This is a genomic window from Tsukamurella sp. TY48, from assembly GCF_019656655.1.
GTDB classification, from domain to species: domain Bacteria; phylum Actinomycetota; class Actinomycetes; order Mycobacteriales; family Mycobacteriaceae; genus Tsukamurella; species Tsukamurella strandjordii.
On the sequence record NZ_BPMV01000001.1, the window covers coordinates 1,553,570 to 1,571,893 of the forward strand.

General features: G+C 70.1%; 14 protein-coding genes. 3 read left to right on the forward strand and 11 right to left on the reverse strand.

The window, feature by feature from the left end:
• Window positions 1–187 precede the first annotated feature (187 nt).
• Complete coding sequence (locus tag TTY48_RS07620) at window positions 188–805, forward strand: DUF1269 domain-containing protein (protein ID WP_220656920.1); 618 nt, start codon at window positions 188–190, stop codon at window positions 803–805.
• 84 nt (window positions 806–889) lie between these two features.
• Window positions 890–1,534: an HdeD family acid-resistance protein gene (locus TTY48_RS07625; RefSeq protein ID WP_220656921.1), complete on the forward strand. Its 645-nt coding sequence runs from the start codon at window positions 890–892 to the stop codon at window positions 1,532–1,534.
• An 85-nt stretch (window positions 1,535–1,619) separates the two neighbouring features.
• Here the strand turns inward: TTY48_RS07625 and TTY48_RS07630 are convergent, their stop codons facing one another.
• Together TTY48_RS07630 and TTY48_RS07635 are read right to left on the reverse strand one after the other, a co-directional pair.
• Window positions 1,620–3,812 (reverse strand): 3-hydroxyacyl-CoA dehydrogenase NAD-binding domain-containing protein, encoded by a 2,193-nt coding sequence (locus tag TTY48_RS07630; protein WP_220656922.1) that lies wholly within the window; start codon window positions 3,810–3,812, stop codon window positions 1,620–1,622.
• Window positions 3,813–3,844: 32 nt separating this feature from the next.
• A complete protein-coding gene (locus TTY48_RS07635; RefSeq protein ID WP_220656923.1) occupies window positions 3,845–5,056 on the reverse strand; it encodes an acetyl-CoA C-acetyltransferase in 1,212 nt (403 codons plus the stop codon).
• Between the two features lie 155 nt (window positions 5,057–5,211).
• Between TTY48_RS07635 and TTY48_RS07640 the strand changes: the two genes are divergently transcribed.
• Window positions 5,212–6,378: a TetR/AcrR family transcriptional regulator gene (locus TTY48_RS07640; protein ID WP_220656924.1), complete on the forward strand. Its 1,167-nt coding sequence runs from the start codon at window positions 5,212–5,214 to the stop codon at window positions 6,376–6,378.
• Here TTY48_RS07640 and TTY48_RS07645 read toward each other — a convergent pair whose 3' ends face one another.
• From TTY48_RS07645 to TTY48_RS07685, 9 genes are all read right to left on the reverse strand, one after another.
• A complete protein-coding gene (locus TTY48_RS07645; protein ID WP_220656925.1) occupies window positions 6,379–7,287 on the reverse strand; it encodes a GlxA family transcriptional regulator in 909 nt (302 codons plus the stop codon). It abuts the gene before it with no gap.
• Between the two features lie 7 nt (window positions 7,288–7,294).
• The gene (locus tag TTY48_RS07650; RefSeq protein ID WP_220656926.1) at window positions 7,295–7,846 is read right to left on the reverse strand and encodes a cysteine hydrolase family protein; all 552 of its coding nucleotides are present in this window, start codon (window positions 7,844–7,846) and stop codon (window positions 7,295–7,297) included.
• An 89-nt stretch (window positions 7,847–7,935) separates the two neighbouring features.
• Entirely contained in the window at window positions 7,936–8,592 is a 657-nt protein-coding gene (locus tag TTY48_RS07655; protein WP_220656927.1) for a nitroreductase family protein, read from the reverse strand.
• 8 nt (window positions 8,593–8,600) lie between these two features.
• Complete coding sequence (locus TTY48_RS07660; RefSeq protein WP_220656928.1) at window positions 8,601–9,197, reverse strand: hypothetical protein; 597 nt, start codon at window positions 9,195–9,197, stop codon at window positions 8,601–8,603.
• Window positions 9,197–11,221 (reverse strand): serine/threonine-protein kinase, encoded by a 2,025-nt coding sequence (locus TTY48_RS07665; RefSeq protein WP_220656929.1) that lies wholly within the window; start codon window positions 11,219–11,221, stop codon window positions 9,197–9,199. Before TTY48_RS07665 ends, TTY48_RS07660 begins: the two co-directional genes overlap by 1 nt.
• Window positions 11,222–11,292: 71 nt before the next feature.
• On the reverse strand, window positions 11,293–13,536 hold the full coding sequence (gene eccE, locus TTY48_RS07670; RefSeq protein ID WP_220656930.1) for a type VII secretion protein EccE: 2,244 nt from the start codon (window positions 13,534–13,536) through the stop codon (window positions 11,293–11,295).
• Window positions 13,533–14,945, reverse strand: a complete 1,413-nt coding sequence (gene mycP, locus TTY48_RS07675; RefSeq protein WP_255585577.1) for a type VII secretion-associated serine protease mycosin — start codon at window positions 14,943–14,945, stop codon at window positions 13,533–13,535. The genes eccE and mycP overlap by 4 nt, the downstream gene beginning before the upstream one ends.
• A gap of 33 nt (window positions 14,946–14,978) precedes the next feature.
• Window positions 14,979–16,565: a type VII secretion integral membrane protein EccD gene (eccD, locus tag TTY48_RS07680; RefSeq protein ID WP_220656932.1), complete on the reverse strand. Its 1,587-nt coding sequence runs from the start codon at window positions 16,563–16,565 to the stop codon at window positions 14,979–14,981.
• Between the two features lie 4 nt (window positions 16,566–16,569).
• Window positions 16,570–18,288, reverse strand: a complete 1,719-nt coding sequence (locus TTY48_RS07685; RefSeq protein ID WP_220656933.1) for a hypothetical protein — start codon at window positions 18,286–18,288, stop codon at window positions 16,570–16,572.
• Window positions 18,289–18,324 lie beyond the last annotated feature (36 nt).

The following is an 18,324-nucleotide window of genomic DNA, read 5'->3' on the forward strand; positions in this document are numbered from 1 at the left end:
GATTCGCGATTGCGATCACTGAGATCGTATCGATCGCGCAGCAAACGTGTCGCAAACCGGTAGCGATTTGCGATCTCATGCTGCGGCGAGCGGGCCGCCGTGCTCCACTTGTCTGCGGTGTGTCGCCTGGTTCGACACTCTGACGAAACATACGACACACGACAGCTTCAACGGGAGGAGATTCACTGTGGCATCAGAAGAGAACGTCATCCTGCTGACGTGGCCCACCACGGCCTCGGCGTACGAGGCACAGAGTCAGCTGACTGAGCTCGGCAACTCGGGTGCGGTCGAGGTTCGGGAGTCCGCCGTGGTGGAGCGCGGGGCCGACGGAACCCTCACCGTGCCGCAGGGTGACTCCGGCACCGTCGGGCTCGCCACCCTCGGAGGGAGCACCCTCGGAGTGCTGGTCGGAGTACTCGGCGGCCCCGTGGGAGCACTGCTCGGCTGGGCCAGCGGAGCACTGATCGGCGGCGCCTGGGACCTGTCCCGCGCCGACGATTCGGACTCGGTGATCGCCGCCCTGTCCAGCTCGATCCCGCCGGGCTCCAATGCCCTCATCGCCGACGTCGTCGAGGGCTCCCACGACGCCGTCGACGGCCTCGCCGCGCGGTCCGGCGCACGTCTGGTGCGCAAGCCGACCGACGAGGTCCTCGATGAGGTCGACGCGGCCGAAGAGGCGGCCGATGAGGCCGCCGCCGCGGCCCGCAAGAAGGTCCGCGAGGAGAAGAAGGCCGACCGCTCGGCGGATCGGCACGCACGAGTGAACAAGCTCAAGGACAAACTCAACATCTCCAGCGGATCGTAAGATCTCATCCGCCGACACCGTCGGTGGATTCACATCACCAAATCCGGGCCCAAGAAGCGGGCCCAACCAGGAAAGTAGGAAGTAGTGACTACTGACACCACGTCGTCGTCTTCGGCTCCGCAGGATCCGCAGCCGCGCCACTCGCTCGTCGACGAGGTCCGTGGGTACGCCTCGGACGTCGTCACCAAGGTCTGGCAGTCCGTACTGGGTATCGGCATCGTCGCGATCATCCTCGGCGCCGTCATCCTCGCCTGGCCCTCGCCCACGCTCCGCGTGGTCGGTGTGCTGTTCGCGATCTACCTGCTGCTGATCGGCATCCTGCAGCTCTACACCGTGTTCGGTCCGATCAAGTCGGAGAGCAACTGGTGGCGCTTCCTGACCTTCGTGTCGGGCGCGCTGTCGATCGTGCTCTCGGTGCTCGCCTTCCGTAGCGAGGGCGATTCGCTGGTCATGCTGGCCATCTGGATCGGTGTCGGCTGGCTCATCCAGGGCATCGTCGGCTTCGCCGTCGGCCTGGACCTGCCGAACGGCACCCCGCACCGCGTCCTGGGCATCTTCGCCTCGATCCTGTTCACGATCGCCGGTGTGATCGTCGTGATCTACCCGTACGACGCCATCGCCCCGCTGACCTACGGCACCGGCATCGCGCTGATCATCATCGGTCTCGTCGAGGTCGTGCACGCGTTCCAGATCCGGTCGTCGGCCAACAAGGCCATCCCCCAGGTCTGATCACCGCACTGCGGGTAAGCGAAACGCCCCGGACCTCACTGAGGTCCGGGGCGTTTCGTTCGCCTGCTAGCTCGAAGCGCTCGACCTACTCGTAGGTCTCGCCGGCCTCGGCCTTGGCCACCAGCGACGCCGGCGGGGTGAACTGCTCGCCGTACTTACCGGCCAGGTTCTTCGCCTGGGCGACGAAGGCCTTGGGCCCGGTGAGACCCTCGGCGGGCGTGCCCGGGCGGCCCTCGTAGCCGTTGATGTACTGCATCACGCCACCGGTCCACGCGGGGAAGCCGATGCCGAAGATGGAGCCGATGTTGGCGTCGGCCACCGATTCGAGCACGCCCTCGTCGAAGCAGCGCACCGTCTCGATCGACTCGATGAACAGCATGCGCTCCTGGAGCTCCGCGAAGTCCGGCTTCACGCTGCCCGACTTGAAGTGCTCCTGGAAGCCCTTCCACAGTCCGGTGCGCTTGCCGTCGGCGTAGTCGTAGAAGCCCGCGCCGTCCTTCTTGGACGTGCGGCCGTTCGCCACCATCCAGTCGACCACGTCGAAGGCGCCGTGCTGCGGCACCGGCTTGCCCTCGGCGGTGAGAGCGTCCTCGGTGGCCTTGCGGATCTTCTGCATCAGGGTGAGCGTGAGCTCGTCCGTCAGCTGCAGCGGCGCCGCCGGGTAGCCGGCCTGCTGACCCGCCTGCTCCAGATACACCGGGTCGACACCCTCGCCGATGGCCGCGAGGGCCTCGTTGATGAACGTGCCGATCACGCGCGAGGTGAAGAAGCCACGGCTGTCGTGGACCACGATCGGGGTCTTCTTGATCTGCAGGGTGTAGTCGATCACCTTCGCCAGCACGGCGTCGGAGGTCTTCTCGCCCTTGATGATCTCGACCAGCGGCATCTTGTCCACGGGGCTGAAGAAGTGGATGCCGATGAAGTCCTCGGAGCGCTTGACGCCCTCGGCGAGGATGGTGATCGGCAGCGTAGAGGTGTTCGAGCCCAGGATGGCGTCGGGCTCGACGATGTCCTCGATCTCCTGGAAGACCTTGTTCTTCACCTCGACCGACTCGAACGCGGCCTCGATCACCAGATCGACACCCTTGAAGTCCTGCGGGTCGACGGTCGGGTGGATCCGGGCGAGCAGGGCGTCGGACTTCTCCTGGGTGGTGCGGCCCTTGGCGAGCGCCTTCTCCTCCAGCTTGACCGAGTAGTCCTTGCCACGCTCGGCGGCGGCCTGGTCGATGTCCTTGAGCACCACGTCGATTCCGGCCTTGGCCGAGACGTACGCGATGGCCGCACCCATCATGCCGGCGCCGATCACGCCGACCTTCTTGGCCTGGTACTTCTCGTAGCCCTCGGGCCGCGAGCCGCCGCCGTTGATGTGCTGCAGATCGAAGAAGAAGGCCTTGATCATGTTCTTCGACACCTGGCCGGTGGCCAGCTTGGTGAAGTAGCGCGACTCGATCTCGAGCGCGGTGTCGAAGTCCACGTAGGTGCCCTCGAAGGCGGCGGCCATGATGGCCTCCGGTGCCGGCATCGGCGCGCCCTTGAGCTGCTTGCGCAGGTTGGCCGGGAAGGCCGGGGCGTTGGGGGCCAGCGTCTTATCGATCGGCGAGCCACCGGGAATGCGGTGTCCCTTGACGTCCCACGGCTGCGCCGCGGCCTCGGGGTTGGCCTTGATCCACGCCTTGGCGGCGGGGACGAGCTCCTCGACGGTGCCCACGAGATCGTTCACGAGGCCGGTCTTCTGAGCCTTACCCGGAGCCATCTGCTGGCCCTGAAGCAGCACGCCCATGAGCGCGCCCTGCAGGCCGAGCATGCGCACGGTGCGGGTCACGCCGCCGCCACCGGGCAGCAGGCCGAGGCTGACCTCGGGAAGGCCGATCTTGCTGCCCTTGACGTCCGCCGCGATGCGGTGGTTCGCAGCGAGGGCGATCTCGAGGCCGCCGCCCAGTGCGGCGCCGTTGATGGCCGCCACCACGGGCTTGGGGAGCTTCTCGAGGCGACGGAGATCCTTCTTGATCTCCTGGACCTCGTCGAACACCTTCTGCGCATCGGCCTTGGTGGCCTTGCGGATCTCGGTGAGGTTACCGCCGGCGAAGAAGGTCTTCTTCGCCGAGGTCAGCACGACGCCGGTGATGGAGTCCACCTCGGCCTCGAGGCGGTCCACGGTGGCCCGCATCGAGGTGCCGTACAGCTCGTTCATGGTGTTCGCGGAGCTGTTCGGATCGTCCATCGTCAGCGTGACGATGCCGTCGGCGTCCTGCTCCCAGCGGATCATGTTGTCAGACATGTATTTCTAGTCTCCTGTAGTTCCGTCGGGCGTCAGATGCGCTCGATGATGGTGGCCGAGCCCATGCCGCCGGCGATGCACAGGGTGATCAGGCCGTAGCGGCCGCCCGTGCGCTCCAGCTCGTCGAGCACGGTGCCCACCAGCATCGCGCCGGTGGCGCCGAGCGGGTGGCCCAGCGCGATGGCGCCGCCGTTGACGTTGACCTGCTCACGGTCGAGCTTGAAGTCCTTCATCCACTTCAGGACGACCGAGGCGAAGGCCTCGTTCAGCTCCCAGACGTCGATGTCGTCCTTGGTCAGGCCGGCCTTGGCCAGCACCTTCTCGGTGGCCGGGGTGGGGCCGGTCAGCATGATGGTGGGGTCGGCACCGGTCGAGGCGGTGGCCACGATGCGGCCGCGGGGCGTGAGGCCGGCCTTCTTGCCGCCGGCCTCGTTGCCGACGAGCACCAGGGCGGCACCGTCGACGATGCCCGAGCTGTTGCCGCCCGTGTGCACGTGGTCGATCTTCTCGACGGTGGTGTACTTCTGCAGCGCCACGGCGTCGAAGCCGCCCATCTCACCGATCACGGTGAACGCGGGGCGCAGCTTGCCGAGGTCGGCGGCGGTGGTGCCGGGGCGACGGTGCTCGTCGTTGTCGAGAACGACGAGGCCGTTCTGGTCCTTGACCGGCACGACCGACTTCGCGAAGCGACCCTCGTCCCACGCCTTGGCGGCGAGGTCCTGCGACTCGGCGGAGTACTGGTCGACGTCATCGCGGGAGAAGCCCTCGATGGTGGCGATCAGGTCGGCACCGATGCCCTGGGGCGCGATGTAGTTGTCGTAGCTGTACTGCGGGTCGTAGAACAGGGCGCCGAAGTCGGAGCCCATGGGCACGCGCGACATGGACTCGACGCCACCGGCGAGCACCAGGTCGTCGCCCAGGCCGGAGCCGACCTTCTGCGCGGCCATGTTGGTGGCCTCGAGGCCCGAGGCGCAGAACCGGTTGATCTGCACACCGGCGACGGTGTCGGGCAGACCGGCCACGATCGACGCGGTGCGCGCGATGTCGGCACCCTGCTCGCCGACCGGCGAGACCACGCCCAGCACGATGTCGTCGACGGCGGCCGGATCCAGGTTCGGATTCCGGTCCTTGATCTCGTCGATGAGCCCCACCACGAGGTCGGTGGGCTTGATGGCGGTCAGCGAGCCGCCCTTGAGCTTGCCACGCGGCGTACGGATCGCCTCGTAGATGAATGCGTCAGACACTTGGTCTTCCCGTCCTTTCGAAGAAGGTGTTCGGACTCCCCTGGTCCAGCGCAGAGCCCGTCCGACTACAGGCTAACCGTGTGTAGCTTATTTGGAAAGATCTGCACGTAGATCGACACATATAACCGGTTTCATGGGCTATCGTGACGTTAATCATGGCAACTCCGAACACACGCCTGCGCCCCGCCGAGCGGCGTCGACAGCTGGTCGACGTGGCCACCGGCCTCTTCCTCGAGCGCGGCTACGGGAACGTCGCGGTGGCGGACATCGCACGGGCCGCCGGCATCAGCGGCCCCAGCGTGTACCGGCACTTCCCGGACAAGGAGGCGATCCTCGCCGCCGCGATGCGCTCGGCGGTCGACGAGATGTCCGCCGCCACCGACGCGGCACTCGCGCGGCCCGGTGCCAGCTTCGACGATCTCGCCGCCGCCGTCTTCGCGATGGCGGTCGACAACCCCGGCCCGCTCGCGCTGTGGCGTTGGAACCGGCGACACCTGACCGCCGAGCAGGCTCGCGAGATGATCGCGGCCAGCGAGGGCGTGCTCGGCCGCTGGACCGAGGTGCTGCGCCGCGATCACCCCGAGGTCACCGACGACGACGCCCGGGTCCTCGCCTGGGCGGTCCTGGCCGTCGGTGGTTCGGTGCCCCCGAGCCGCGGCCGGATCGGGACCCGCCGGTACCGCGGGGATCTCGAGCGGATCAGCGAGCGCGTGCTGCGCGCCGCACCGTCGATCGCGCCGGAGTTGCCCGCTCCCCCGGCTCGTCGTGCCCCCGTGGTCCGCAGCGACGAGATCCTCGACGCCGCATCGGAGCTGTTCTTCTCCCGCGGCTACAGCACGGTGGGGATGGACGACATCGGTGCCGCCGTGGGCATTTCGGGGCCGAGCGTGTACGGGCACTTCCCGTCGAAGGCGTCGATCCTGGTGGGCGTCGTGGGCCGGGCCCGCGCGGCGCTGGAGATCGGGGTGCTGGGTGCGGCCGCCCAGGCCGACGGTGACCCCGTGGCCGAGCTGCGCGCCCTGGTGCGTTCCTACGCCGCGAATCTGGTGGCCTCCACCGATCTCGCGGTGGCCTTCACGGTGGGCCGCGAGGTGGTCATCGAATCCGGTGGCGAGGCACTGCTCGCGGCGCAGAAGGCCTATCTCGCACGGTGGGTCGCGCTGCTGGAGGCCGGTGGCGAGGTCGACGGTGCCGGCGCCCGCATCGCCGTCGGCGCTGCCATGACCATCGCCAACGACTTCGCCCGCACCCGCCGCCTCCGCCGGCGCCCGCGGTTCTACGACGAACTCGTCGCCCTCATGGACGCCGCCCTCGGCATCTGATCAGCGCGCGCGCGATCGCAACCTCCGGAGCATCCGGGCATCGGTGAACCCGACCGCGTGCGCGGCGGATTCCACGGTCGCGCCCTGATCGATGAGCAGGGACGCATGCTCCACTCGCACCGCTTGCTGATACCGGAGCGGGGTGGTCCCCAGTTCGGATTCGAAGGCCCGCGACAGGGTCCGCGCGCTGACTCCGACCGCGGACGCGAGTTCGCCGAGCGGAACGGTCTGCGAGAACCGGCTGTCGATCAGGTCGAGGGCACGGTGCACGGCGTCGTTGACATGCGCGCGGTGCCGCAGCATCACGGAATGCTGTGATGCGTGACCGTTCCTGCGCGCGTAGACCACCATCGCGCGGGACACCGCTGCGGCGGCGGCCGGTCCGTGGCGGTCTGCGAGCAGCGCCAGCGTGGCGTCGATGCCGCTCGCGATACCCGCCGACGTGCGGACGGTCCCGTCCGTCACGTGCAGTACGTCGCGGACCACGGTGGCCGCTGGGTTGCGCACCGCCAGCCGATCGCACAGCTCGTGGTGCGTCGTGCAGCGGCGCCCGTCCAACAGGCCCGCCGCTCCGAGTGCGAACGCGCCCGCGCACACCGCCATCACGGTTCCGCCGGCGTCGTGGTGGTCGGTGAGCCAACGCAGTGTCTCCGTCGACGCCGGCACTCGGCCCGTGTCGGTTCGCCATCCGGGAACCACGATGATGTCCGACGTGCGCAGCATGGGGAAGGTGGTCTCCGCGACGAGCGGTAGTCCCTGATGGCTCGCGACCTGTGACGACTCGCCCACGTACCGCGGGCGGTATTCGTGTCCCAGGTCCGTTGCCGCGCCGAAGGCCTGGGCCGGCCCGGCGACGTCGAGCAGGTGCACCCCGGGGAGCAGGAGGACTGCGACCGTCGTGGGACTCACACCGGCATCATGCCGCGGGGGCGGCGGCCTCGTCGAGCGTGCGGATCGTCGCGAACCTCCCTGCGAGGGCGAATTCGGTCCGCTCGATGATCGCGTCGGTTCCGAGGACTTCGCCGGTGTCGGGACGGATGATCGGGAAGGTCGCGGTCGCCTCGGTGACGAAGTCGACGTCGAAGCCCAGGTCGGCCGCCAGCCGCGTCGTCGTCTCGCAGCACTGTTCGGTCTGGATGCCGGCGATCGTCAGGCTGCGTACGCCCTGCTGCTGCAGGATCCGTCCGAGCTCGGTGCTCGTGAAGGCATTGCGAGTCGTCTTCGTCAGGACCGGCTCCTCCGCCCGCGGTACCAATCCCGGCTGCAGGGCGACGTGACCCGAATCCGGATCGAAGACGTCGCCGGTGCCCGGCTCGCTGTGGAGAATCCACACCACCAGATCGTTCCGTTCACGAGCGGCGTCGACGAGACGGTTCACATCGTCGACGATGTCCGGATTCGACACGTCCGCCCAGTTCTCCCGGTATCGGAAGGAGTCCTGGACATCGATCACCAGCAGTGCGTTCATGGCATCCATCGTGGCCGGTGAGGGCCGCCTCGGACAGGCTCGATCGAGCCGGTGACCGGAACGATCCGGTCACCGGGGCTCGGTGCGCCTCACCAGCCGTTGACGTGCAGGACCGTGTCGAGCGGGGCACGCTTGGCGGGCTTGAAATCGGTGCCCTTGGTGTAGGCCACGGGCAGCAGCACGCCCTGGCGGATGTTCTCCGGCAGGCCGAGGGCCTCGGCGACCTCGCGCTCGTAGACCAGGTGCAGCGTGGTCCATGCGGAACCGAGGCCGCGCTCACGAAGCGCCAGGGACAGGCTCCACGCCGCGGGCAGCAGGGATCCCCACACGCCGGCCTGGTTGCCCTCGGGCAGTTCGCCGCCCGGCACGTGGATCGCGCCGATCACGAGCGCGGGCACCTCATGCATGACGTCCGCGAGGTACTGGGCGCTGGAGGCCACCTTCTCGGCGGTCTGCAGGTCCTTCGGCGGGTTCTTGGCACGGGCCTCGGCACCGGCCGCGGCGTAGGCGGCGAACGACCGGGCGTAGTACTCGGCCACGATCCGCTTCTTCTCCGGGTCGGTCAGCACGATCCAGTGCCAGCCCTGCGCATTGCTGCCGGACGGGGCCTGCAGCGCCACCTCGAGCGCGTCCGTGATCACCTCCAGCGGGACGGGCCGCTCGAGGTCGAGGCGCTTGCGCACCGACCGGGTGGAGGTGAGTACTTCGTCGGCACTCAGGTTCAGGTGGGGAATCGACTCGGTCATGACCTACCTCAACGACCTCGAGGGGCGCCGGCATTCCCCCGCTTGGCCCGTTCCAGCGAGGCCAGGGACTTCTTCGCCGCGGCCAGTTCGGCCTGCAATTCGGCGACGCGGTCCGCGGCGGCCTCACGCGCGGCCGAGAGCACATCGTCGACCGCGGCCTGGGCCTCCTTGTCACCGAGGGCGACGAGGGCCTTCTGCACCGGGGCGAGAGGCACGTCGCGCGCACCGGCCGGCTTCTGCGCGTTCCGGGTCACCTTCATCACGGCGGCGTTGTCGGCACCCACGTACACCGTGATCGCCACCGACTTCGCCGTGCCCGGCGCCGGCTTCGCCGCGGCGGGCCTGGCCGCCGATTTCACCGGCTTGACCGGCTTCGGCGCTTTGGTGGCGCGCAACTCCCGCGCGTCGTAGGGCAACTGATCGTCGACCCCCGCGGGCCGGACGGTGACGGTGGTCCCCGACACCTCCAGCACCTTCGCGGAGGCGCCCGCGGACAGCCCCAGGCTGGGCACCGCCTCGATCAGGTACACCGTGGGCCGTTTACCGTCCGCCAGCGCAGCGGCGTACCGCTCCAGATCCGCCGCCGTGAGCGTCTGCTCCGCCACTACTTGACTCCCTTCGCGATCACCGGGATCACGTCATTGGCAACGGTATCGAGAGCGAGCGGGCCGCCGTACAGCAGGGCGTCGACACTGCTGCTGCTGTCGATGATCACGATGGGCGCACCGTAGGTCAGGGACGACGGAAGGCCGTCGTAGCCGCCGTTGCCGGCGCCGGGGTCGGTGCGCGCCACGATGGTCCGGTCCACGGAGCTGGTGCTCACCGCCGTGTACAGGTCGGACGATCCCAGCGTGAGCCACGACGAACCGCTGCCCTTCGACGGGACCTGCATCGCGAAGCCCAGCTGCCCCAGCATCTGGAAGGGGCTCGCGGAGGTCGTCGCCAACCGGGTGGACTGGCCGTCGTAGTGCACGAGGTCCACCTTCTTGCCGGTGAAGTCCGGGTGCGCCGCGCGCAGTTCGGTGATCCGCTGCTCGTACCGCTTGCGCAGTTCGGCGGCGCGATCCTTGGCGCCCAGGGCTTCGGCGATGAAGGCCATCTGCTCCTGCCAGGTCCAGCCCTTGCTACCCGCCTGGGACACCGCGATGCTGTTCGCCACCGTCTTCAGGTCCTTGGCCTTATCGGCCGCCGCCGGATCGGTGTCGATGATCAGATCGGGTTTGGCCTTCTCGATCACCGACCGGTCCGGGTTGGCCGACGTGCCCGCGGTCGGGACGCTCTTCAGCGCCGGAACCCAGGACGGCAGTTCCGATTTCGGTCCGTTTCCTCCCGCGACGACGTCGAATCCGAGGGCGGAGACGATCTCCGCGTCCCCCGGCCCCAGGGCCACGATGCGGCCGGGTCGTTTGTCGATCTTGGTGTCGCCGTTGATGTCCGTCACCGTGCGGGCGCTCCAGGAGTCGAGGGCCGGCAGGTCGGACGACGATCCGCCACCCTTGAAGGCGAACAGCCCGACGGCGATCGCGATCAGGACCACCACTGCGGCGGACGCCCCGATGATCAGCGGGCGACGACTCTTCGCGGTCGATTGCTGCGGCGGCGCCATGCTCGGATTGCTCGGACTGCTCGGCCCGCCGTAGAACTGCGCGGGCGCACCGCCACCGGGCGGGGGCCCCGCGTAACCCGGCGTCCCCTGAGCTGGGTTGAAGCCCGTGGGCAGCGCCGGATTCGACGGGGTGCCCTGCCAATTCGTGCCGCTCGGCGGCGGCGGGGGCGCCATTCCCGCGGCGCCCGACATCCGGCGTGCCGCCGCCGATAGCGCATCCGCGAACTCACCCGCGGAGTTGTACCGTTCGGCGGGATTCTTGGCCATCGCTCGACCGAGCACGTAGTCGATCTCGGGCGAGAGGTCGGGCCGCTTGATCCGCACGCTCGGCGGGTTCTGGCTGATGTGGGCGAGCATGAGCTGCCCGGAGATCGTGGTGCTGAACGGCGGGGCGCCCGTGAGCAGTACCACGGCCGCGCACGCCAGGGAGTAGATGTCGGCGCGCTGGTCGATCGGGTTGCCGAGCAGCGCCTCCGGGGCGGTGTACGCCAACGTGCCGACCACCGTGCCGGTCTGGGTGTGCTGGCCGACCTCGGTCTGCGCGGCGCCGATGCCGAAGTCGGCGAGCTTGACCTGCTCGCCGCGGCGGCCGCGGTCCACCAGGAAGTTGGCCGGTTTGACGTCGCGGTGGAGGATGCCGTGGCCGTGGGCCTCGTCGAGTGCGTCCGCCACCTGCTCGATCACGGAGACGGCGCGGTCCAGGCTGAACGGCCCCTCACGCTGCACGATCTGGGCGACGTTGCCGCCCTCGACCAGCTCCATCGCGATCCACAGGTGTCCGTCGGATTCGCCACGGTCGTAGACGTCGACGATGTGCGGATGCTTGAGCCCGGCCACGATATCGGCCTCGCGGTCGAAGCGAGCGCGCACCGACGGATCGGCGGAGAACTGGCTCTGCAGCACCTTCAGCGCCACCGATCGCGGCAGCGTGCGGTGCCGCACGCGGTAGACCGTGCCCATGCCGCCGGTCCCCAGGACCGACTCGACCACGTACCCCGCGATCACCTCACCCGGTTCGGCCACCTCGCCGACACCTCCATTCCCCTGCACGTTCGCAGCGAGACGAATCTACCGCGCCGCAGGTTGCCGGGTGCTTAAGGCGAGGTTGGAGGCGGACCCGGGGGTTCGTCCTTGGGCTGCGTCCATCGGGGAGCACCGGGCTCGCGGCGGGGACGGCGGGCGGGCCCGCCGGGCTCGTCGTCGTGGTCGCGGCGCACCCAGCGACCCGCGTCGGTCTTGCGCTGGGCGCCGGTCCCGCGCTCGAAGGGCGGCGGCGGGGCCGGGCGCACGGGCCGGCGCGGCCGTGGCCGCGGCGCCGGGTTCGGGCGCCCACCGGCGGTTCGGCCGGGGGGCGGTACCGGCGACGATGCGGCCGGCACCGCGGGTGGTGCCGCAGGCGGCGGCATCGGCGGAGCGGCCGGTGGCGCCGCGGGCGCGGGCTGCGGGACCTGTGCCGCGGGCGCGGGCCGCGCGGCCTGGGCCGCGGGTCGCCATGCCGCGGGCGGTGCCGCAGGTGCGGGTGCCGCGGGTGCAGGTGGCGTGGCGGGTGCAGGTGGTGTGGGCGCAGCCGGAGCACGCGGGGGAATCGCTCGGGACCACGGCGCGGGCGGCGCCGTGGGGACGTGCCGGGGCGGCGTCGGCGCAGCACGCGGTACGCGTTGCTGCACGGGGAGCTCGCTCGTGCTCGACGCCTGCGGCGGGACCACCACGTCGCAGTACCGCAGCTCCTCGTCGGTGGCGTTGAGCACCATGTCGATCGGAGCCCGGCGCCCGATCCGCACCCGGACGGTGGACGGTGTCAGCTGCTCGACGGCGACGTCGGCCTTCTCGCTGGTCTGCTCACCCGGTGCCCGCACCGTGAGCAATGTGCGCTCCGGCACCGCGTCCACCTCGACACCGTCGAACACGGTGAGGTCGGCGGGCCGCCGATCACCTGCCTCGACGATCCGGAACCGCGACGGATCGGCCAACGTGTTCGCGAGCATCAGCCAGCGCTCGGGGCGGGCGGTGTGTACGGCGACGGAGGCGCCCGCGCCCACCGAGCGGAGCAGGATGAGTTGTACCGCGGTGAGATCGGTCGCGAACTCCACCTGCAGGGTCTCGGGAACCGGGGAGGCGTCGTAGAGCGGGAGCGCGATCGCGGCACCGTCGGCGATTCCCCACACCGGTCCGGCCGGCCCGACCGGGATCTCCACGGCGGCGAGCTCGTCGAGCGGCGCCGAGGGAAGGTCCACCACACTGGTCTCGCCCCCGGGCAGTGTCGCCAGGGCCAACTCCCGCTGCCGCCCCGGCAGCAGGATGAGCGTGTCGTCGTGGTTGTCGATCTGCGCAGTCGCGGTGTCGTACCGGACCAGGCCGCTGATCTCCACGGGCGCCTGCGCCGAGGCCTTGCGCAGCCGCAGAACCACCGCGGTGCCATCGGTGTCCAGGCCCCACCAGCGGTCCAGCTTCTCGGTGGACATCCGCCCGGGATCCACGAAATACGTCGTGGCGAAAGCATTTCCGTAGGAGATGTGATCCCACTCCTCCTCACCGCGGCGCGCGTCGGCACCGAAGGAGAGCAGCGAATCCAGGCTCGCCAGCTCGGCGGCCGGGAGCACGCGGGCGCGGATCTGCCGCTCCTGCAGTCGCTGTTCGAGGCGGCGGGTGGCGGCCATCAACGCCTGGGGTCCCGCAGTGCGCGACGGTCCGCGGCGCACGATCCCGGCGAGGTTGCGGCGGGTGTTCACCCGCAGGACCAGCCAGGTGGAGCGCTGCGCGATCGCCGAGTAGAAACGCACGCCCTGCGCGTACGACGCGCGGTAGGCGGGGCCGGGCGGCACGCGTCGGCCGGCCGAGGAGACATCGATGTCCACGTCGAGCCCGTACTGCGTCATCATCGAGGCGAGCAGGTCCAGCGGCACGGTGTCGGCGGCGTAGGCGCGCCCGTCCCGCAGCCGGGTCTCCGCGAGATCCGCGGTGAGTTCGATCGCGGACACCAGTTCGTAGCCGTCGCCGCACCGCACGCCGCAACCGTCGACGTCCACGACCCGGCCGGGCAGGCCGTCGTAGCCGTCACGGCGACGGCGGATGTACCGGTAGCGCGCCGCGATCCGCTCGCTGAGCACCGAGCCGTGCACCGAGACGAAGGCCACGAGCGCGCCGATCACCACGACCGTGGCGACCGCCCAGGTGGGCCATCGTCCGGCGGTGATCGCCACGAAGACTCCCGACAGGATCGCCCAGACGAGCGCGCGGCGCAGGGTCACACTGATCCCCACCGAGCGCCGCAGCCGGATCACCTCGGGATGGGGCGGCACCGGATCCGTCGGTGCCGCCTGCTGCATCTCGGTCGTCACGACGTCCTCCGCTTGCCGGTGCGCCGCGGTCGCACCAGGGCCACCACCGCGGCGAGCACGATCACGATCGCCAGTCCCACGCCGGCCACGATCGCCGCCGTTTGCCGGGGCCGCGTGTCCGGCGACGGCGCGGGCGGCGGCAGAAGCAGCTTCTCCACCGACTCCACGTCGATGTCCACGCCCTGCTCCGGCACCTTCGCGGTCAGCGCGGCCACCGGATCGATCAGACCGCGCCCCACCTTGTTATCGGTGCCCCGCCCCGGTGCGTGGGCGGTGGCCACGATCCGAGCGGCCACGTCCTTGGCCCGCATCTGCGGATATCGGGCCCGCACGAGCGCCGCGGTCCCCGCGACGTAGGCGGCGGCGAACTCGGGGCCCGCGAAGGGCACCAGGGTGCGTTCGGAGGGCAGGCCGTTGACCACACCGTCCCCGACCCGCGAGTTGAGCGACACCAGTCCCGCACCGGGGGCGGCCACATCGAGCCAGGGCCCGTTCAGCGAACCCGGCAGCGGAGCGCCCTCGGCCGTGGTCGCTCCCACCGACAGCACCAGGCCGTCGAACCAGTTCGGTGTGGCCACCGACCTCACCCGGCGCCAGCCGCGCGGATCGTCGGGCGAGCCCGGGTCCGGGTCGGGATTGGCCTTGCAGTCGTTCCCGCCCCCGTTGCTGCCCTTGCGGTCGGTGGCGCCGGCCCCCGCGATCACGAGCGCGTCCTTGACCTGGGTGGCGTAGGCCACCGCGCCACCGATCTCACGCTGCCGGAACTGGGCATCGGCGGCCATGCACACGGGCTCGGGGATCACGATCACCCGGGCGCCGCGGTTGGCGGCGCGCACCACGGCGCGGGCGATGCTGCGCGCCGTCACGGCGGCACGCGAAGCGTTCGGGTCCTCGTTGTCCGCCGGGGAGTTCTGCAGCGAGAAGGCGGTGGAGTCCACCCGGATCGAGAGCACGCGGGAATCCGGTGCAACACCGACGAATCCGTCACCGGCCGCGGGCTGGGCGCCCACGATGCCCGCTACCAGCGTTCCGGTGGAGTCGCAGTCGATCAGCCCGCGGTCCGCGGGGTTCATGTTGTCGCCGGCACCGTCGAGGGCGCGCAGCCGCGCCTGCGGGCGCACCCCGGTGCTCAGCACCGCGACGGTCACTCCGGCTCCGGTGGAGAACTTCTGCGCCTCGTCGATCCGCAGGGTGGTCGACGGTGCCGGGGCCGCGGCGAGGTTCGAGTTCGGCAGAATGCCCGGATCCACGCATCGCGGATTGTTGTACCGCAGCGGACGTTCGGGACCGTCGGTGTCCGGGGGCGCGCCGCCGAGATCAGCGACGGGCGGGACCACCGCGAACGATGCGGCGGGCACCCATCCTCCGATGAGCGAGACCACCGCGGTGACCGCCACCACGGCGCTCACCCTCCTCACGATCGGCACGGCAGTGGTGCCCATCTACTTCAGGAAGGACAGGTCGAGTTCACGCATGAAGGCGAACAGCCGGGTGGTCCACAGCGCCAACAGGACCACGGCGAAGATCGCCGTCTTCTCGCCGAGCTCGATGCGGCCCATGAGGCGCGCCGACAGGGGCTTGGCGAGCGCACCCTCCTCCGCGGAGACACGATCGGCCAGGAGCAGGCCACCCGCCCCGAAGGCCAGCAGAACCACGGTGCTCACCACGATCACGGCCAGCCGACCGATGTTCGACGGGACCGCTGCCACCAGCATGATGGAAAGCCCGGCGGCGATGAGGAATCCGGCGACGAAGAAGACCGTCGCGTGAATGCGGTCGTGCAGGGTGCGGCCACGCAGCACGCAGATCGCCGAGACCAGCACCGCGATCACCACCTCGCCCCAGAAGTAGCGCGTATCCGGAACCAGGATGGTGAGCGCGGAGACCACGAGGATTCCGGCGACCGCCACGTAGAAGCCGGTGAGCAGCTTGGCCGCGGTCCGCGACCTCCGCTCCAGTGCGGTGTTCTCGTCGCCGCGCGCGAGCTCGGTGGTGCTCTCGTCGTCGAAGGTGTCCACGTGGTAGGCCACGTCGAGTTCGGAACGGTCGATGTCCTCACCGGGCGGCGGCAGGGCGTCCGGCCGCACGCGGGCGAGCATCAGCGCCCAACCCTGTACCCAGTTGGCTAGCAGCAAACCGCTGACCACGCCGATCGCGGGGATCGCGGGGCGCCCCAAGGGCGTGTACGCGAACAGCGCGCTCGCCACGATGGTGGCCGCAGCGGCCAGTCCGATACCGGCGAGAACCGCCGCTCCGAGACCGCTGCTGCGGCCCAGGACCAGGACGCCGATCAGGGTGAGAATGGCGCCGGTGAGCACATTGGCCGCGGTGAACGCGCCGTCGACACCGCCGTCCGGCGGGATCAGCACGAACCCCGCGGAGAACAGGACCGGTGCCGCAGCCAATTGCAGCGCGTAGGCCACCTGCTGCGAGTGGTACTGCCGGTCGGCCGAGACAGCGGCGGACACGACACCGATCGATGCCAGCGCGGCCACCGGGAACCACCACAGCACACTGGAATCGGCGTTCCACGCGACCAGGACGAGTGTCGCGAAGACCAGGGCACCGAGTACCAGCGCGATCAGTCCCAGGGTGCGCGCAGTCCCCGCGCTGAACCGGCGGAATCGCTGCCGGCAGAACTCCTGGATCGCGTCCGCGGTGCTCTCGATGAGCGGACGGAAGGTCTGGTTGGAGAAGGTCTCCGCGAGGATCAGGCGATCACCGTCGAGCACGCCCGCGTCGGCCAGCGACTTGTCCCGCGACAGCGGCGTTCCACCCTCGCGGGCGAAGGTCCAGGCACCGGTGGTGCTGAAGTCGTGATCGGGGAAGATCTGCTCCAGCCCGGGAATCACGGAGTCCATCACCACGGAAAGGCGGCGGCGGGCCAGGAGGCTCCGCTCGACGGAGTTCTCCCCTACCTCGACGAGGACCCGCACCTGCTCCGGCACTGCCGGTTTGCCCGTGGGCGTGCCGGAAGGATCCGGCGACGGTGCGCCCCCGGGCGCGCCGGGGGTGATCGGAAACGCCATCGGGTCAGCGTCCCTCGTGCGAGCGCACCTGGAGTTCGGCCAGCTTGGTGGCGGCGGGCGGCTCGTACCCGGAGTTGAAGGTGTCGGCCAGATCAGCCGCGAGCAGCTCGAAGGCCCGCACGGTGCGCGGCTTGAGCAGGTCGAGATCGATCGGCATGTCGGCGTCGAGGTGCGGGTCGTACGGGATCTCGTGGACCCGCAGCTTCTGGCCGGCGCGGAAGAGCTCGTCGAACTGCTCGACGGTGACGCTGCCGCGCTTCTTGGTGTGGTTGATGACCACGATCGTGTTGGCCAGCAAGCCGTGCCAGCCGTGGTGCCGCAGCCAGTCGATCGTTGCGGCCACCTTGCGCACACCACGGGTGGTGGCGGAGGCGGGCAGGATCAGCGCCGACGAGATCTCGAGAACGCCGGTGCCGGTGACGGTCTGCAGGCCGCGGCCGGCGTCGACCAGGGCGAGGCTGTAGTGCGGCCGGAAGATCGAGTACAGGTCCAGCACGTCGTCGTAGTCGGTGACGTCGCGGCCGTTGAAGCGCCACGGAGTGGGCAGCACGTGCAGGTTCGTCGGGGTCACCGCCAGGTGCTTGTCCACCTGGTTGCGGTCCGAGAGGTCGCTCTGCTGAATGAGCGTGCGCGCCGTCGAGCCGCCCTGGTGCCACGCGGTCACCTGGTCCAGATCGCCACCGTCGGGGTCGAGGTCGAGCGCGACCACGTTATCGGCGCGGGTGCGCTCGAGGATCTGGCCGAGCACGCCCACCAGCAGGGTGCCACCCGCGGAATCCGCGAAAACACTGGTCACGTGGAACTTGTTCTTCGGTACACGGATCCGGTGCACCAGCTCCGCGTGCTCCTGCTCGGAAGTGCTGGGGCCCACGTCGATGCCCATGCGCTTGAGCCAGGCGCGCCACCCGGTGACCCGGACGGCGGACTCCGACATGCGGATGTGCTGCTGGAACGACGAGGAGGCGGTCGACATCGGCGCGGACACCGATTCCCCCATGGGGCGCATCGGCATCCCCGCGTGCTGCTGCTGCGGCTGCGCGCCCTGTCCGGGGGCGGCCTGGCCGAACGGCAGCGGTGACGGCGGCCGGCCCTGCACGGGCGCCTGGAACTGACCCGTCGGCGGCTGGCCGCCGAACTGCGGCTGCTGGAACTGACCGGTGTGCGGCTGCCCGAAGTGCTGCTGTCCGGGCTGCGCCTGCTGCCACTGCTGCTGGGGCTGCTGCGCCGGGACGGGCACCGTCTGCGCGGCCTGCGGCGAGGCCTGCTGGACCGGCTGCGCGGCCTGCGGCTGCGGAGTGGGCGTCGGCGCCTCCGCCACGGGCTCGTCGACGGGCTTCTCCGGCGCCGCTTCCGGCTTGTCCGCCGTGTCCGTCGCGGGCTCGTCGACGATGACCGGCTGCTCGATGGTGGGTCGCTCATCGTCGGTGGCGACCGACGCGGCGACGGCTGCAGTGGGATCCGCCGGAGCCGCGGTCGGCACCGGGCCCGCCTCGTCGGCGTCCTCGACGCCGGGGAGGTCGGGCTCTTCCCACTCACCGGTGGCCGGTGCGGAGTCCGCCGAGGCCGGCTCGGCGTTCGTCGCTCCGGGGTTCACCACGGGGCGCGACATTGCGTTGGTCGCCAGCGCGCCGGCGACGGGCTGCGGGGTCGGGGACGCGGGAGCGCCCTCGGTCTTGTTCTGCTCTGCAAAAGGCAGGTGAACGTTCGTTGCACCGTCGCTCATCAGATGAACCTTTCATCCAGGTCAAATCGCTTGCAC